Source organism: Streptomyces akebiae (assembly GCF_019599145.1).
In the GTDB taxonomy this organism is placed as follows: Bacteria; Actinomycetota; Actinomycetes; order Streptomycetales; family Streptomycetaceae; genus Streptomyces; species Streptomyces akebiae.
In genome coordinates, this window is the sequence record NZ_CP080647.1 from 3695820 (window position 1) to 3711566 (window position 15747).

Below are 15747 nucleotides of genomic sequence, written 5' to 3' on the forward strand. Positions count from 1 at the left end.
GGTAGAGTGGTGGTCCGAGAGCTTGGAGGCCATCCCATGTACGAGCCGATCCGCACCAAGTCGGTCCACACGATGGCCGGCACGACCTCCTCCGACTTCCCTCATCGCTCGCGTGAGGAAGAGCTGGACATCCAGCTCGCGGGTCATCTGGCGGCACTGCTGGCGGCGACCGACACGCTCCGCGCCCTCGCCCCCTCCACCGACCTCGACACCGCCGCGGAGCGCCTCGCCGCGCAGGTCGCACGGCTGCGGGGCGGGCGGCAGCCGGTACGGTCCGCCGCGGTCGCCGCCGACGGGCGGGAGGCCGGTGAGCTCCACCGCCGCGCCCACGCCCTCGCGGGCCGCGCCCTCGTCGTGGCGGCGTCCCGCGCGGACACGGCGGCGGCGATCCTCGCGGCGGAGCGGATGGACGCTCACGCGGCAGCCGAACGAGCACTCTCCACCACGGGCTCGCTCTCCACCACGGAGCCGACCTCGCGAGAGCTGGCGGCTCGCTGAGCGGTTGCCCTGAGAGGGTGCCCGACGAAGAAGGAGGCCTGCGGGTCTGAAGCAACAGGCCCGCAGGCCCGAAAAGCACGGGGCGCAGCCCCTGCTTTTCAGGGGCGCGGGGAACTGCGCGAGAAGCCCCACGCCCCCGCACCCGCACCCGCACCCGACGACGCACCCGCACCCGCACCCGCGCCCCTCCCCACACCCCCCGGCGGCCGTGGCATACCGGGACCACCGCTTCATCCCCCGTTCACCGCCCCGCACAAGGAACGTTGGGTTCCGCCGAGCACTCTCCAGATGTGAGACGAATCGCAGGAATCGTCCTCGCGGTCCTGCTGATCGGCGGCGTGGTGGCAGCCGTCGTGGCGGGCCGGCAGACCGAGGACACGGGCACGGCAACGAAGACCGTGCGAGGCGTGATCGGGTCGGAGAAGGCGGAGTTCTTCGCCGACCCGGAGGTGGTGAAGGCCCTGGCCGCCCAGGGCTACACCGTGAAGACGGAGACGTCGGGATCCTGGGCCATGGACGGCCTCGATCCGAAGGGGTACGACTTCGCCTTCCCGTCCAGCAAGGCGCCCGCCGACGAACTGGCCGAGAAGTACGGCGTACGCGAACCGCTGCCCCGCCCCTTCTACTCGCCCCTTGTCGTGGTGGCCCACCGAGGCGCCGCGGACGTGCTGCGGCAGAACGGGCTGGCCACCCTCGACGAGGGCCGGGGCGTCCTCGACATGGGCGCGTATCTGAAGGCCGCCGAGGACGGGCGGACGTGGCAGGACCTCAAGGGGGCCGCGAAGTACGGCGAGTTGAGGGGACTCCTCTACATCGCCACCACCGACCCGACCACCTCCAACTCGGGCGCGCTCTACCTCGCCGCCGCCTCCGACGTCGCCAACGACGGACGGGTCGTCGCGAACGAGGAGGACCTGGACCGGACCGCCCCCCTCATGCGCGAGCTGATCAGTGTGCAGGGCGCCCAGCAGCCGAGCACCGACGCGGCGTTCCGCGACTTCGTCAGCGGAGTCGGCAATCCGCTCGTACTGGTCTACGAGTCGCAGGTCGCGGCCCTGCTGACGGAGGGCCAGAGCGTCGACGACCTGGTCGTCCTCTACCCGGACACCACCGTGTTCAGCGACCACACGGTCGTACCGGTCACGGACGAGGGACGTGCGCTCGGCGAACTCCTCTCCACCGACCCGAGGTTGCGTGAGCTGGCCGCCCGGCACGGGTTCCGGCCGCAGGGCGCGGCCACCGAGTTCACGGCGGCGACCGCCGACCACACCACCTATCTCATGCAGAAGCTGACCGTCCGGCAGGCGCCCGTGCCCACCTCCGAGGTGCTGCACGAGATGGCGCGCCGGGCCAGGGGCCAGTAGGACGACGGGGGAACACCACAGATGAACATCGACGACAGCGAGGGCGGCAGCGCCTTCACCCTCACCCCTCCCGAGCCGGTCGCGGCCGTGCCCCGGGAGAAGGCCGGCGGACTGGTGCCGGTCGAGGAGTCCGTGCGGACGGACATGGCCCACAGGGCCGAGGAGTACGTACGGGGGCTCGCCGGCCTCGACGCCCGCTCCCCGGAGTTCGCCGGCCGGGTCGGGGAGATCACCGCACTCGGCGCGGGCGAGATGCGGACCGCCGCCGCACAGTCCAACCGGATGCTGGAGCGGACCGTGCGCAGCCTGCCCGGCAAGGGCGGTGACGCGCAGTCGCAGGTCGCGGGCTCGCTCGTGGAACTGCGGCGGGTGGTGGAGGATCTGGACCCGCGTGATCTGCCGACGGGCAAGGGGCGCAAGCTGCTGTCCCGGCTGCCCGGCGGCAACAGACTGCGCGACCACGTCGCCAAGTACGCCTCCGCCCAAGGCACGTTGAACAAGATCGTGGGCTCCCTGCGGGGTGGCCAGGACGAACTGCGGCGCGACAACGCCGCGTTGCAGACCGAGCGGGTCCGGCTCTGGGAGACCATGGGCAAGCTCCAGGAGTACGTCGTCCTGACGGAGGCCCTGGACACGGCCGTCGAGGCGCACATCGCCACCCACGTCGACGCTGCGGATCCGCAGCAGGGCGACACCCTCCGCGCCGACGTGCTCTTCCCGGTCCGGCAGAAGCACCAGGACCTGCTCACCCAGCTGGCCGTCTGCGCCCAGGGCTATCTGGCCATGGACGTCGTACGGCGCAACAACGAGGAACTGATCAAGGGCGTCGACCGGGCCGCGACGACCACGGTCTCGGCACTGCGCATCTCCGTGATGCTCGCCTCCGCCCTCGACAACCAGAAGAAGGTCGTCGACCAGGTCAACGCGTTGCGCGGTACGACGGAGGATCTGATCCGGGGCAACGCGGAGATGCTCGCGGGCCAGAGCGGCGAGATCCAGCGCATCGCCGCCGACCCGGCCGTCGGCGCGGAGACGCTCCGCTCGGCGTTCCAGCAGATCTACCGCACTCTCGACGCGATCGACACGTACAAGGTCCGGGCGACGGAGACCATGGCAGCGACCGTCGAGTCGCTGACCTCCGAACTCCAGGACGCGTCACGGTACCTGGAGCGGAGCAGGTCGCAGGGGGCGCTGGAAGGGGGTGGCCTCGCATGAGAAACGGAACCGAGAGCGGGCGTGCGTGGACACACGCCACCCACCGGGCCGCGGTCGCGGCCGTAGCCGTCGCACTCGCCTGGGTGACCGCCGGGTGCACCTCGCCCACCGAAGCCCCGGCCGCCGAACCGACCGCATACGTCCCCGGCACCCTCCGCGTCCTCGCCTCCAGTGAACTCGTCGACATGAAGCCGGTGTTGGCGCGGGTGGAGAAGGACACCGGGATCAAGGTCCGGCCCACCTACATGGGCACCCTCGACGCCGTCGAGCTGCTCGCCGAGGGGCGGGCGAAGGGCTCGTACGACGCGGTGTGGCTGTCCTCCAACGACTATCTGCGGCTCCGCCCCGAGACGGCGAAGCAGGTCGTGTCGGAGACCTCGGTGATGTCGAGCCCGGTCGCGATCGGTGTGCGGAACGAGACCGTGGAGAAACTGGGCTGGAAGCCCGAGGACGTCACCTGGTCGGACGTGGAGAAGGCCGTGGCGGACGGAGGACTGACGTACGGCATGACCGACCCGTCCCGTTCCCACTCCGGTTTCTCCACGCTCGTCTCGGTCGCGTCGGGTCTCGCCGACGCCCAGTCCGCGCTGACGGACGCGGACGTCGCACGGGCGGCGCCCCGGCTGAAGGAGTTCTTCGCGGGGCAGAAGCTGACATCGGGATCGTCGGGCTGGCTCGCGGCGGCGTACGACCGGCGCGGTGACGTCGACGCGCTGCTCAACTACGAGTCGGTGCTGGAGTCGCGCGGCGACCTGACGGTGATCCGGCCGCGCGACGGCGTCGTCACCGCCGACTATCCGCTCTCCTCGCTCGCCTCCACCGGCGAGGACGTCCGGGACGACGTGCGCCGGCTCTCGGACGCCCTGCGCACCCCGGACATCCAGCGGCTGATCACCGAGCGGACGCTGCGCCGACCGGTCGTCGCCTCCGTGCCGCCCGCGGCCGGCCTCGACACCACACGCCGCCGTGAACTTCCCTTCCCCGGCGGCCGTTCCGTCGCCGACGGCCTTCTCGACGCCTACGAGAACGAGCTGCGCCGACCGTCGCGGACCGTGTACGTCCTGGACACCTCGGGCTCGATGGAGGGCGACCGGCTCGACCGGCTGAAGACCGCCCTCACCGAGCTGACCGGCGACTTCCGGGACCGGGAGGAGGTCACTCTGATGCCGTTCGGGTCGGACGTGAAGAGCGTGCGGACGCATGTCGTACGGCCCGAGCGTCCGAAGGCCGGACTCGACGGCATCCGTGCCGACACCCGGGGCCTGTCCGCCGGCGGCGACACCGCCATCTACACCTCGCTGCGCAAGGCGTACGAACATCTCGGCACCGGTGACCGGGACACCTTCACCTCGATCGTGCTGATGACGGACGGCGAGAACACCGAGGGCGCGAGCCCCGCCGACTTCGACGCCTTCTACCGCCGACTGCCCGCCGCCCAGAAACAGATCCCCGTCTTCCCGATCCTCTTCGGCGACTCCGACCAGGAGGAACTGAGACACATCGCCGACCTGACCGGCGGCCGCCTCTTCGACGCCCAGCAGGGCTCACTGGACGGCGCCTTCGAGGAGATCCGTGGCTACCAGTAGATTCATGACGTACGTCGAGTCCCGCAAGAACCTCGCCGGCAGCGCCCTCGGGATCGCCGGGCTCGGGCTGACCTTCGCGGGGGTCGCGGGACCGTACTGGCCGGTGGTGGTCGTCGGGCTGTACGGCGCGGGCGCGCTGATCGCCCCGCCGGAGCGGCCCCCGCCACCGGACTTCCCGGATCCGTCCGCCCAACTGGACGAGCTGCGCACCGACTTCGGCACCCTGCGCGCGTACCTCGCCGACATCGAACTGCCGCCCGCCGCGTCCGGCCGCCTCACCGAGCTGACCGAACTCCTCACGGCCCTCCTCGACCCCGGCTGGGTCGCCGAGGTCCTCGCCCAGGACCCCGAAGGCGTCCACACCCTGTCCCGGGCCGTCCGTCAGGACGTCCCCGAGGCCGTCGACACCTTCGTCCGCACCCGCTGGTGGACCCGCCTGACCCCGGGCACGGATCCACCGGAGCGGCACCTTGAGCGCCAACTCGGACTGCTGCAGGAGGAGTTGTCCGGCTTGGCGTCAGCCCTGCGCGACACCGAGGCGCGTCGCCAGGAGTCGCACACGCGCTATCTGGAGGGGCGGTCGGGGTGAGGGGGGGCGTTCGGGTGGGGGTGCGGGTGGGGGTGCGTGGGGCTTCTCGCGCAGTTCCCCGCGCCCCTGAGAAGCAGGGGCTGCGCCCCGTGCTTTTCGGGCCCGCAGGGCCGTGGTCTTTCAGGCCCGCAGGGCCTGGGTTTTTAGGGGCGCGGGGAACTGCGCGAGCAACCCCCACGCACCCGCACCCGACAACACACCCAGGAACCCCAGGCCCCCTCATCCCACGCTGGCCAAAATCACGATCAACACCACCACCCCCACCACCACAGCCAACACCTTCAACCCCGCGTACGGCGAAGCCGGCTCACCCGGCGGACGCGGCGGCACCGGGACCGAGGTCGGCCGGGGCCCGTTGAAGACGTCGTGGCCGGTGACGGCGGCCCGGGTGCACCAGGGGCAGGTCGGCAGATGGGAGCCGTAGGTGTGCAGGGGCCGTACCGTGCAGGCCCGCACCTGGCCGCGTTCCTTGTCGAGGGCCCGGAGCCAGGCCTCGGCCTGCGGCCGCGCGTCCGGGTCCTGGACGCCGGGTCCGAAGGCGGCCCTGGCGAGGGTGAGGAGTTCGGTCGGCAGGACGGACGGGTCGATCGTGCCGCGCGGGATGGTGACCCGGTCGGGGCGGACGACATAGCTGCAGCTCGCGGCGATGTTGTCCTTGACGGTCGACTCGGAGGCGCTCTCGTGCGGCACCCCGCCGAAGGGGTGGTTGCCGGCGGTGAGCAGCTGGTAGACGAGGACGGCCAGGGCGAAGTCGTCGCTCTGCCGGGTCGCGGGGCCGCCCGTCTGGCGCTCGGGGGACGAGTAGTCGGTGGTGTGCATCAGGCACGGGAAGAGTTCGCCGGTGACCGGGTCGGTGAAGGCGATGGAGTCGCAGTCGAGGAAGGTCACGAACCCGTTGGCGTCGACGACGACATTGCTGCTGGAGAAGTCGCCGATGACGAGGTTGTCGTAGTGCATACGGGCCGTCATGAAGGCGAGGTTCCAGGCGACGCCGAGCAGGAACCGCCAGTCGGCCCGATCCGGGAAGAGCTTGAGGCGCTGGACCCGGGTGAACAGGCCGACCAGCTGGACGTGTTGGGGTTCGCCGAAGCGGCGCATCGCATAGCCGAGGAACTCGCCGTTCGCACCCCGGGCGATCGCCGTGGGCCAGGCCAGCTCCGGTGGCTGGCTGGCGTCCGTCGGGCGGGCGGCCAGCGGTGACATGGTCAGCATCCGGGCCAGCCGCCGTTCCTGGTCCGGCCCCGGTGTGTCCCGGTAGATCTTGACGACGATCCTCGCGTCCCCCTCCACCGGGAACACGGCCGCCTGCCCACCCCCCTTCAACGGCAACTCGGCCAGAGTGACCCGCCTACCGTCGAGAAAGACCGTGCGGCCGCTCATGGCCGTACCTCCGAGTGTTCGTCGAGCCGGTCGTCACCGCTGATGAGCATGGGGCGCGCTCATCGCCGGGTTCGTGCGGACGGCACGCAGCAGGGTCTTGTCGTCGGCGTTGAGGGCGGTGAGGCGGTCGGAGCGGAGGAGGGCGGCCAGGTTGGGATCGCGGTCGTCCTCGGCGGCGGAGTCGAGGGAGCGGAAAACGGCGTCGGCGAACGAGGTGTTCGGTGACTGCGCGCCGTCGGCCGACCGGTTGAGCATGGCCTGCGCGAGGCCGTCCGTGGAGAGGAGCACCCCGTCGACGCCGTCGTCCAGCACGCACTCGGTGCGGGTCCAGCGCGCCATGTCCGGCGAGGTCAGGAACACCGTCTCGTTGCTGTACTCGCTCGCCGCCGCGGCCTGGGGCAGCAGATGGAACTGCCGCTCCCCGTCCTCCGTCCCGGCCCGTACGACGACGAACCCGTCGCCCACGGAGACGTGCCCGAGCCAGCCGGGCGCGAGCACCACCACCGTGAGCGTGGTCGCGAAGTCGGGCGCGTCGGCGCCGGTCCGGTCGTGGAAGTCGTCGCTGACGTCCCGCAACGCGTCCCGCAGCAGCTCGTGCACGGCCTCCCCCGGCCGTACCTCCACGGCCGCCTCGGCCCGCCGTACGAAATGGTCCGTGGCGAGCCCCACCGCGAGCCGCGCGCCCTCCTCCGACCGGGGCCGGCTGCCGGCCCCGTCGGCGACGGCGAGCACGGCGACGGAGGGCGTGGCGGCGGCGGCGCAGGCGTCCTGACAGGGCAGGCCCTGGCGCCGGTGCCGGTAGCCCTCGACGCTCAGGCCGTGGATCCGCCAGGGCGGGGCGGCGTTCACCTCACGCCTCCCAGGCCGGGCGTTGGGTCTTGAACTGGCTGAAGATCTTCTCGAACACCTCGTCCCCCGCCCCCTTCTGCTCGGCGTTGGCGCTGGCGGACATCATCTGGAGCAGCTCGCGGAAGGGGAACCCCTGCAACCGGGCGTTGAACTTGGGTGCGAACGCCCGGAGCACCGACTCCCCCATGTCCGTGATCCCGCCGACGCCGATCGCGTAGAGCCGGAACCGGCGGGCGCGCTGTTCCTCGGCGAGGACGGGCACCAGGCGGTGCCAGGATTCGGTGAGATGGCCGGTCGGGTCGGTGGGCAGACCGTCGGTGACGAGGCAGATCTGCGGCCGGTAGTACTGCAGTCCGGATGCTCGCAGCTCGCTCTTGCGGGCGGCGACGATGTGCATCGCCAGCTCCAGCGCCTCGGTCATCAGGGTGACCCCGGCGGCCGTGAGCTGCGGTGCCTGGAAGGCGTGCGCGGGTATGAAGGGGCTCGTCCGGGTGCGCGGGTCGAGCAGTTGGGGACCGCGCCAGGCGCCGACGCCCTGTCCGCCGAAGGTGACGACGGCGACCTCCACGCTGTAGCTCAGGCTGACGTCGTCGTGGAGTTCCCTGGTCCACTCCGCGAGCGCGTTGTTGAGCGTCTGGATCGGCTGGCCCGCCATGGAGCTGGACGTGTCGAGACAGAGCACGAGCGGCATGCGCTGGGCGTTGTTCTCGAACTCGATGTCGGCGTATTCGGCCGGCAGCGTGGGCGGGTATTCGCTGTGCATCGTCTTCCCCCTGTGCTTCTGGTGGTGCTGATGTGCCTGGTGCCTGGTGCCTGGTGCTTGATGCGCGGTGCCTGATGCTTGATGCGCGGTGCCTGATGCTCGGTGTGCTGGTGCCTGATGCTCGGTGTGCTGGTGCCCGGGGCTCGCTGCGCGGCGCCCCGCTGGGGTCACCTGGGTGTGCCCTTGGCGTGCCGTGCGGCGGTCGGCGGGAAGGCGTACAGGACGTCGGAGTCGCGTTCCCGTGCGTCGCTGACGTCGACGAGACCGCCGGGTGCGGGCGGCGGCCGCCCCGGCTCGGCCCACACCGCCCGACGCAGCACCCGATCGACCTCGACATAGCCCTGCGGGTGCAGTTCGGTCCGGACGACCGCGGTCCGGGCGTGCGCCGGTCGGGCCCCCACCTGCCGCCCGTGCCGAGGCGCGGACGCCACCCGCAGCCGGGTGGTGCGCTCGTCCCCGCCGTCGCCGTCGCCGTCGCCGTCGCCGTGGCCGTGGCCGTGGCCGTGGCCGTGGCCGACCGCGCCGACGCTGCCGCCCCCGCCCTCTCCTGCCCCGACGCCCGCGCCGCGCGCCGCGTGCGCCGGCGGGGTCCGGGCGGGGCCGACCCGCGCGAGCCCGCCGACCGCCCGCCCGGGAGACGGCGCCCGGTGCCCCACGGCGACCGGGCCCCTGGACCGCCGGATGACGATCACGAAGGCGAGGAGCAGGAGCCCGAGCAGGAGCGCCATCCAGAAGGCGGTCCATGTGGCGTTGCTGTAGCCGGATGCGGAGTCGTCGCCGTCGGTGGTGTCGGTGGTGTCGGCCGCGTTGTCCGCCTCGCCCTCACCGTCCTGCCCCTGCCCCTGCCCTTGCCCCTGGCCCCGGCCCCGGTCGTCCTGCCCCTCGTCTTCCCGGCCCTTGTCGCCCCGTTCACCGTCACCCTGGCCGTCGGTGGCGCCGGACGCGTTCGAGGAGCCGGGGGTTCGGTCGTTGTCGACCTCGGTGATGGTGAAGCTGTTGTCGCCGGGATCTGCGGCGAAAGCGGCCAGCTGTGATCCCTTGAGCGTGGCCTGCCCCTCACCGGGGCCGACCTTGCGGCACAGCTGGTTCCCGTCGTCGCAGACACCGTTCGCCTTCAGGTCGGCCTGAGTCTGTGCCGTCAGCCGGTCGATGGTGGCGTCGGGGTGGATGAGCAGTTCGTCGAAGACGAGGAGCAACGCCGTGCCGCCCTGTCCCGTACGCGCACCCTTCGGCACCTGCACGACCACCGGGTGGGCGCTCTCGCCCAGTTGATCGAGGACCGCGCGGTGGTCCTCACCCATGTCCTCGTACTCCAGAGGCTCCTTGAGGGTGATCACCACGGGCCCGTCGGCCGTCCGTCCGACCCAGCAGGCCAGCCGTTTCGTGAAGCCGTCGTCCGGACAGGGGTTGTCGGCCGCGACCGACGGCCCCGTGGGAACCAGCCCGACCAGCAACCCCACCAGCACACCGAGAAACGACAAACGCCCGATCGCACCCATCGCCCCAACCCCCCGTGGCCTGAAAGGCACGCCCCCGCGGCCCTGAAAAAGCCCATCCAATAGTGGAGCAGGCCGCCGGGCGGCCGGAAGGGTTTGGCGAATTCCGCCGACGGAATTACGGCGAGTTACGCCGACGTTCGATCAGTATGCTTTTCACCTCTACAACTTGAACACCTGATGGCAACGACTGAACATCTGCCGCGCCCGCTCCACCCAGTCATTGGCCAACGCGTCGAAGTCCGTCTGGGTGATCCGACACGTCAACGGCAGATCACAGACACCGGCGAGACAGGGACGAGGCCCGCGGACATCCCACACGGAAAGCATGGGGTTCAGTTGTTCGGTATTCCAAGCGTTCGACGCGGCGGCGGCGACGGCTAGTTGGTCCTGCCGGAGGAAATTTCCGTCCGTCGCGAAGGCCACGAGAAGTCTCTTGGTGGTCATGAACCGCAACGTGACGATCCGCCCCGCCTCCTGGAGATCGAATTGCAGGGAGACGGAAACGGTGTCATGGACCGTGTGGTAATTCCGCCGCGCCACCCAGTTCTGCACCAACTGCCGCCAGTGCGTACCGAGGTCGAATATCTCCGCGTTGCGCCCCGGGTACGAGTCGCGGCCGTCGCGACCGTCGCGCCCGGAGAAGGAGTCGCGGCCCGGGTAGGAGTCGCGGCCCGGGTAGGAGTCAGGAGCCGTCACGGACCACCGCCCCGGCGACCATGGCGTCGGTCAGCCCGGCGTCGAGCAGCGCCTGCGCGTGCAGCAGCAGACAGGAGGGGACGGACTCACTCGTCGTACGGCGCAGATGGCGCTCCTTCAGCTCCTCGTACCGCACCTCGATGGTCCGGGCCACCTGCGGTGGCGGCCACGCCTCGACGCGCGTCTCCTCCTCCACCAACTCGGCCAGGATCTCGGCGAGTCGGGGCCGGTCCTCCGGCCGCTTGGCCAGACAGTGGGCGATGAGGGGCCGCAGCCCCGGCGGTACGCCGTCGAGCCGGGGCTCTCCCCGGACGACCTCGACACGTACGCCCTCCCCGCCGCCGTGCGGTGGGCGGCCGGTGAGCGCGTACACCAGGACCCCGCCGAGGGAGAAAACATCGCTCGCCGGGCCGACCCGGTCGCCGCGGATCTGCTCGGGCGACATGAACGGCGGGGTGCCGACGACGACACCGACACGGGTGAGGCCGGGGGCGCCGTCCACGCGGGAGATGCCGAAGTCGATGACCCGGGGGCCGTCCTGGGCGAGCAGTACGTTCGCCGGCTTGAGGTCGCGGTGGATCACATGGGCGGCGTGGATGGCCTGCAGCGCCTCGACGAGGCCGGCGCCGAGGGGGCGGACCTGGGCCTCGGGGAGGGGGCCGTCGGCGCGGACCGCTTCCGCGAGGGAGGGGCCGGGGACGTACAGCGTGGCCAGCCAGGGGAGTGCGGCGGTGGGGTCGGCGTCGACGACGGCGGCGGTGTAGGCGCCGCTGACCACGCGGGCGGCGGCGACCTCGCGGGCGAAGCGTTCGCGGAACTCGGGTTCGGCGGCGAGTTCGGGGCGGGCGACCTTGACGGCGACCTCTCGGCCGGCGGGTGAGCGGCCCAGGTAGACCCAGCCCATGCCGCCGGAGCCGAGGCGGCCGACTATCTTGTACGGGCCGATCTTCATGGGGTCACTTACGGGTGTGCGCACCCCGGTCACCTCATTTCGGGGTTCGGTGCGGATGTCCCGAGTGTCCCGCGAAATCCCGTGCGCGGCAGCCCTTTTCGCCCCCTCCGCCCCTACCCGTCCCATCCCAGGGGCTGCGCCCCTTCGACCCCCTTGGCGCGTTGTCGGGTGCGGGTGCGTGGGGCTTCTCGCGCAGTTCCCCGCGCCCCTGAAAGGCCTACGGCCTTTCGGGCCGAAAAGCACGGGGCGCAGCCCCTGCTTTTCAGGGGCGCGGGGAACTGCGCGACCAGCCCCCACGCACCCGCACCCGACAACGCACCCGAACCCCCGAACTCCTAGGCGCCCCTCCCCCACCCAGGCACACAAAAAGTCCGCGACCGGCCGAGGAGACGTCGCTGGTCAGGGCAACCCATATCCGGCCGGTCGCGGAGCAAAAAGGGGGCGTCAGCCCAGGCGGCTCACCAGCGCCCGGTACTCGTCCCACAGCTCCTTCGGCGTGTGATCACCGAAGGTGTTGAGGTGCTCGGGCACGAGCGCGGCCTCCTCCCGCCACACCTCCTTGTCGACGGTCAGCAGGAAGTCCAGGTCGGACGAGGAGAGATCCAGCCCCTCCGTGTCGAGGGCGCCCGGTGCCGGCAGGATGCCGATCGGCGTCTCCACCCCGTCCGCCTTGCCGTCCAGCCGGTCCACGATCCACTTCAGGACCCGGCTGTTCTCGCCGAACCCGGGCCACACGAACTTGCCCGCGTCGTTCTTGCGGAACCAGTTGACGTAGTAGATCTTCGGCAGCTTGGACTGGTCCTTGCCCTTGGCGACATCGACCCAGTGGCCCATGTAGTCGCCCATGTTGTAGCCGCAGAAGGGCAGCATGGCGAAGGGGTCGCGGCGCAGTTCACCGACCTTGCCCTCGGCCGCCGCGGTCTTCTCGGACGCCACGTTCGCGCCCAGGAACACCCCGTGGTTCCAGTCGAAGGACTCCGTCACCAGCGGCACGGCCGTGGCGCGACGACCGCCGAAGAGGATCGCCGAGATCGGCACGCCCTTGGGGTTCTCCCACTCCGGCGCGATGATCGGGCACTGCGCCGCCGGCACCGTGAAGCGGGCGTTCGGGTGGGCGGCCGGCGTCTCGCTGTCCGGCGTCCAGTCGTTGCCCTTCCAGTCGGTCAGGTGCGCCGGGGTCTCCTCCGTCATCCCCTCCCACCAGACGTCGCCGTCGTCCGTGAGCGCCACGTTCGTGAAGACCGAGTTGCCCCAGAGGGTCTTCATCGCGTTGGCGTTGGTGTGCTCACCGGTTCCCGGCGCGACACCGAAGAACCCGGCCTCGGGGTTGATGGCGTAGAGCTGCCCGTCCTCGTCGAAGCGCATCCACGCGATGTCGTCGCCGATCGTCTCGACGGTCCAGCCCGAGATCGTCGGCTCCAGCATCGCGAGGTTGGTCTTGCCGCAGGCCGACGGGAAGGCGGCGGCCACGTACTTGGACTCACCCTGCGGCGGCGTCAGCTTCAGGATCAGCATGTGCTCGGCCAGCCAGCCCTCGTCGCGCGCCATCACCGAGGCGATGCGCAGGGCGTAGCACTTCTTGCCGAGCAGCGCGTTGCCGCCGTAGCCGGAGCCGTACGACCAGATCTCGCGGCTCTCGGGGAAGTGGGAGATGTACTTGGTGCTGTTGCAGGGCCACGGCACGTCGGCCTGGCCGGGCTCCAGCGGGGCGCCGAGGGTGTGCACGGCCTTGACGAAGAAGCCCTCGGAGCCGAGCTCGTCCAGCACGGGCTGTCCCATACGGGTCATCGTGCGCATGGAGACGGCGACGTACGCGGAGTCGGTGATCTCGACGCCGATGGCGGAGAGCGGGGAGCCGAGCGGGCCCATGCAGAACGGGACGACGTACATGGTCCGGCCGCGCATCGAGCCCCGGAACAGGCCCTTCTCGCCCTGGAAGATCTCCCGCATCTCGGCGGGGGCCTTCCAGTGGTTGGTCGGACCCGCGTCCTCCTCCTTCTCCGAACAGATGAACGTGCGGTCCTCGACCCGGGCGACATCGGTCGGGTCGGACGCGGCGTAGTAGGAGTTCGGACGCTTGATCGGGTCGAGTTTCCGGAAGGTGCCCTTCTCGACGAGCTCCCCGCACAGGCGCTCGTACTCGGCCTCGGATCCATCGCACCAGACCACGTTGTCCGGCTCGGTCAGTTCGGCGATCTCGTTCACCCACGCCACGAGTTCTCGGTGGGCGGTCGGGACGGTTGAAGGGGGAGCCGCGATGTCGCGCGCCACGATTGCTCCTAAATGAGGGATTTTTTGTTGGAGGCCCCGTGGGGGCTGCGACCCGGATGCTTCACGGTTGGATCTTTGGGCGCTCATCCGGTGCCGACCACACTCATTTGATCATCCGACGAGAGCGCCCATCTGTCCAGAGGGCCGCCCACGTGAGCATCGTGAGCATCACCACTCCGCCGTTTTCGCCCGGGAGGTTTCCCTGTGTCACCCCCGCTTCACCGCGGGTATACGGAGGTGCGCTCGGATGTCCCATGAGCCCACCACGTGAGACGATGGCCACTTCCGGATGCGCGAACAGACCGCGCGCTCCCGTAAGTTACGGTTCCGTAGGTACGATGCAAGACATGACAGCGTCCGCCCCCGATGCGCACGCGGAGACGTCGGCCGACAGCCGCGATCCCGACGCGCGTTCCCTGCCGCATCAGATCGCCGACCAGCTCACCGACGAGATCCACCAGATCACCGGTGAGATCAAGCCCAGACTCCGGGGCTGGCTCCATCTAGGCATGTTCCCGGCCGCGCTCGTCGCCGGCCTGGTCCTCACCGCCCTCGCGGGGTCCACCCGCGGCCGCATCGCCTGCGGGATCTTCACCTTCACCGCCTGCCTGCTGTTCGGCGTGAGCGCGCTGTACCACCGGGGCGACTGGAGCCCGCGGATGGACGGCATCCTGCGCAGGCTGGATCACGCCAACATCTTCCTCATCATCGCGGGCACCTACACCCCGCTGACGATGCTGCTCCTCCCGGGCGCCAAGGGTCAGTGGCTGCTGTGGGGCATCTGGGCGGCGGCACTCGCCGGCATCATCTTCCGCGTCTTCTGGGTCGGCGCCCCGCGCTGGCTCTACACCCCCTGTTACATCGCGATGGGCTGGGCGGCCGTCTTCTTCCTGCCCGACTTCATGCGCACCGGCGGCATCGCCGTCCTCGTCCTGGTGATCGTCGGCGGCGTCCTCTACAGCGTCGGCGGAGTCATCTACGGCCTCAAGCGCCCGGACCCGTCACCGCGCTGGTTCGGCTTCCACGAGGTCTTCCACTCCCTGACGCTGGCGGCGTTCATCGCGCACTACGTGGGAATCTCGCTGGTGGCGTACCAGCACGCATGACGCTTAGTCCCCTTGCCTCCTCCCCGGCCACGGCTTTCGAGCCGTGGCCGTTCCCGTACGCCCGGACGCACATCGGCGGGGTACGGCAGACGCCCGGCGAGCGCTCGGTACACGGAGGCACTCGACGGGAAGCCGGGCACGCGGAGGGGCCCCGACAGGACGCCGGGCACGCGGAGGGGCCTCGACGGGAAGCTGGGCACGCGGAGGGGCCCGCCCCGACGGGAAGCTGGGCACGCGGACGGGCGGGAGCGCCGGGAGCGGCGGGGCACCGGCCCTGACCTGGCCACGTCCAGCGCCGGTGTCCGACAATGACCGCATGACGGCCGCACGCCCCACCCTCCCCACGACCTCCGCTCCCCCAGCCGACCGCCCCCGCCTCGGACTGCGTGAGCGGAAGAAGATCAAGACGCGCGAGACGATCCGGTCCGCGCTGTACGCCCTGGTCCGGGAGCAGGGCTACGACGCCACGACGATCGAGCAGATCGCCGACCGCGCGGAGGTCTCACCGTCGACCGTCTTCCGCTACTTCCCGACCAAGGAGGACATCGTCCTCACCGACGAGTACGACCCGCTCCTCCTGGAGGAACTACGGGCCCGCCCGGCGGACGAACCCTGGCAGGACAGCGTCCGGCAGGTGATGCGGGAGGCCGTCCGGAGCGGCGTCGAGGAGGACGCGGAGGGCGCCCGGCTGCGCACCCGCCTGATGGTCCAGGTCCCGGCGGTGCGCTCGCGCATGAGGGAGAGCATGTCGGTCACGGGCCGCGTGCTGCGCACCGCGATCGGCGAACGCACCGGCCGCGACCCGGACAGCCTGGAGGTCAGGGTCTGGGCGATGTCCCTGCTCGCAGGCCTGATGGAGACGTCGCTCCACTGGGCGGAGAACGACCACCGCGACGACTTCGGCGACCTGGTGGACCGCACCCTGAACATCCTCCAGCACGGCCTGAGCCCAGAAAACCCCTGAGCCTCCGCTGCTCTC

14 protein-coding genes are annotated in these 15747 nt (G+C 70.8%); 7 read left to right on the forward strand and 7 right to left on the reverse strand.

What is annotated here, in order from left to right:
• The first annotated feature begins 36 nt into the window (after window positions 1–36).
• The 5 genes from K1J60_RS15785 to K1J60_RS15805 all read left to right on the forward strand — a co-directional run bounded on the left by K1J60_RS15785 (window position 37) and on the right by K1J60_RS15805 (window position 5252).
• Window positions 37–498: an SCO4983 family protein gene (locus tag K1J60_RS15785; protein WP_259407743.1), complete on the forward strand. Its 462-nt coding sequence runs from the start codon at window positions 37–39 to the stop codon at window positions 496–498.
• A gap of 290 nt (window positions 499–788) precedes the next feature.
• On the forward strand, window positions 789–1862 hold the full coding sequence (locus K1J60_RS15790; RefSeq protein ID WP_220646776.1) for a substrate-binding domain-containing protein: 1074 nt from the start codon (window positions 789–791) through the stop codon (window positions 1860–1862).
• Window positions 1863–1883: 21 nt separating this feature from the next.
• The gene (locus K1J60_RS15795; protein ID WP_220646777.1) at window positions 1884–3077 is read left to right on the forward strand and encodes a toxic anion resistance protein; all 1194 of its coding nucleotides are present in this window, start codon (window positions 1884–1886) and stop codon (window positions 3075–3077) included.
• Window positions 3074–4663 (forward strand): substrate-binding and vWA domain-containing protein, encoded by a 1590-nt coding sequence (locus K1J60_RS15800; protein ID WP_220646778.1) that lies wholly within the window; start codon window positions 3074–3076, stop codon window positions 4661–4663. The genes K1J60_RS15795 and K1J60_RS15800 overlap by 4 nt, the downstream gene beginning before the upstream one ends.
• Before the next feature lie 4 nt (window positions 4664–4667).
• A complete protein-coding gene (locus K1J60_RS15805; protein ID WP_220651488.1) occupies window positions 4668–5252 on the forward strand; it encodes a hypothetical protein in 585 nt (194 codons plus the stop codon).
• A gap of 219 nt (window positions 5253–5471) precedes the next feature.
• On the opposite strand, the gene K1J60_RS15810 is transcribed toward K1J60_RS15805, so the two are convergent.
• From K1J60_RS15810 to K1J60_RS15840, 7 genes are all read right to left on the reverse strand, one after another.
• Entirely contained in the window at window positions 5472–6632 is a 1161-nt protein-coding gene (locus K1J60_RS15810; protein WP_220646779.1) for a hypothetical protein, read from the reverse strand.
• 33 nt (window positions 6633–6665) lie between these two features.
• Complete coding sequence (locus K1J60_RS15815) at window positions 6666–7481, reverse strand: PP2C family serine/threonine-protein phosphatase (protein ID WP_220646780.1); 816 nt, start codon at window positions 7479–7481, stop codon at window positions 6666–6668.
• Window position 7482: 1 nt separating this feature from the next.
• Window positions 7483–8244, reverse strand: coding sequence for a vWA domain-containing protein (locus K1J60_RS15820; protein WP_033531750.1), 762 nt, complete (start codon window positions 8242–8244; stop codon window positions 7483–7485).
• Between the two features lie 167 nt (window positions 8245–8411).
• Entirely contained in the window at window positions 8412–9725 is a 1314-nt protein-coding gene (locus tag K1J60_RS15825) for a hypothetical protein (protein ID WP_259407744.1), read from the reverse strand.
• A gap of 177 nt (window positions 9726–9902) precedes the next feature.
• Window positions 9903–10439 (reverse strand): hypothetical protein, encoded by a 537-nt coding sequence (locus tag K1J60_RS15830; RefSeq protein WP_220646782.1) that lies wholly within the window; start codon window positions 10437–10439, stop codon window positions 9903–9905.
• Window positions 10426–11415: a serine/threonine-protein kinase gene (locus tag K1J60_RS15835; protein ID WP_220646783.1), complete on the reverse strand. Its 990-nt coding sequence runs from the start codon at window positions 11413–11415 to the stop codon at window positions 10426–10428. The genes K1J60_RS15830 and K1J60_RS15835 overlap by 14 nt, the downstream gene beginning before the upstream one ends.
• Window positions 11416–11835: 420 nt before the next feature.
• Window positions 11836–13662, reverse strand: coding sequence for a phosphoenolpyruvate carboxykinase (GTP) (locus K1J60_RS15840; protein ID WP_220646784.1), 1827 nt, complete (start codon window positions 13660–13662; stop codon window positions 11836–11838).
• Between the two features lie 347 nt (window positions 13663–14009).
• On the opposite strand from K1J60_RS15840, the gene trhA reads away from it, so the two are divergent.
• A complete protein-coding gene (gene trhA, locus K1J60_RS15845) occupies window positions 14010–14768 on the forward strand; it encodes a PAQR family membrane homeostasis protein TrhA (RefSeq protein ID WP_220646785.1) in 759 nt (252 codons plus the stop codon).
• A 316-nt stretch (window positions 14769–15084) separates the two neighbouring features.
• Window positions 15085–15732 (forward strand): TetR/AcrR family transcriptional regulator, encoded by a 648-nt coding sequence (locus K1J60_RS15850; RefSeq protein ID WP_220646786.1) that lies wholly within the window; start codon window positions 15085–15087, stop codon window positions 15730–15732.
• Window positions 15733–15747: the final 15 nt, after the last annotated feature.

Excerpts from the sequence above, each read along its gene's own strand:
- K1J60_RS15800 (WP_220646778.1), top strand. The coding sequence starts at position 3,074 with ATGAGAAACGGAACCGAGAGCGGGCGTGCGTGGACACACGCCACCCAC.
- K1J60_RS15785 (WP_259407743.1), top strand. The coding sequence starts at position 37 with ATGTACGAGCCGATCCGCACCAAGTCGGTCCACACGATGGCCGGCACG.
- K1J60_RS15850 (WP_220646786.1), top strand. The coding sequence starts at position 15,085 with ATGACGGCCGCACGCCCCACCCTCCCCACGACCTCCGCTCCCCCAGCC.
- K1J60_RS15795 (WP_220646777.1), top strand. The coding sequence starts at position 1,884 with ATGAACATCGACGACAGCGAGGGCGGCAGCGCCTTCACCCTCACCCCT.
- K1J60_RS15820 (WP_033531750.1), bottom strand. The coding sequence starts at position 8,244 with ATGCACAGCGAATACCCGCCCACGCTGCCGGCCGAATACGCCGACATC.
- K1J60_RS15810 (WP_220646779.1), bottom strand. The coding sequence starts at position 6,632 with ATGAGCGGCCGCACGGTCTTTCTCGACGGTAGGCGGGTCACTCTGGCC.
- trhA (WP_220646785.1), top strand. The coding sequence starts at position 14,010 with ATGACAGCGTCCGCCCCCGATGCGCACGCGGAGACGTCGGCCGACAGC.
- K1J60_RS15805 (WP_220651488.1), top strand. The coding sequence starts at position 4,668 with ATGACGTACGTCGAGTCCCGCAAGAACCTCGCCGGCAGCGCCCTCGGG.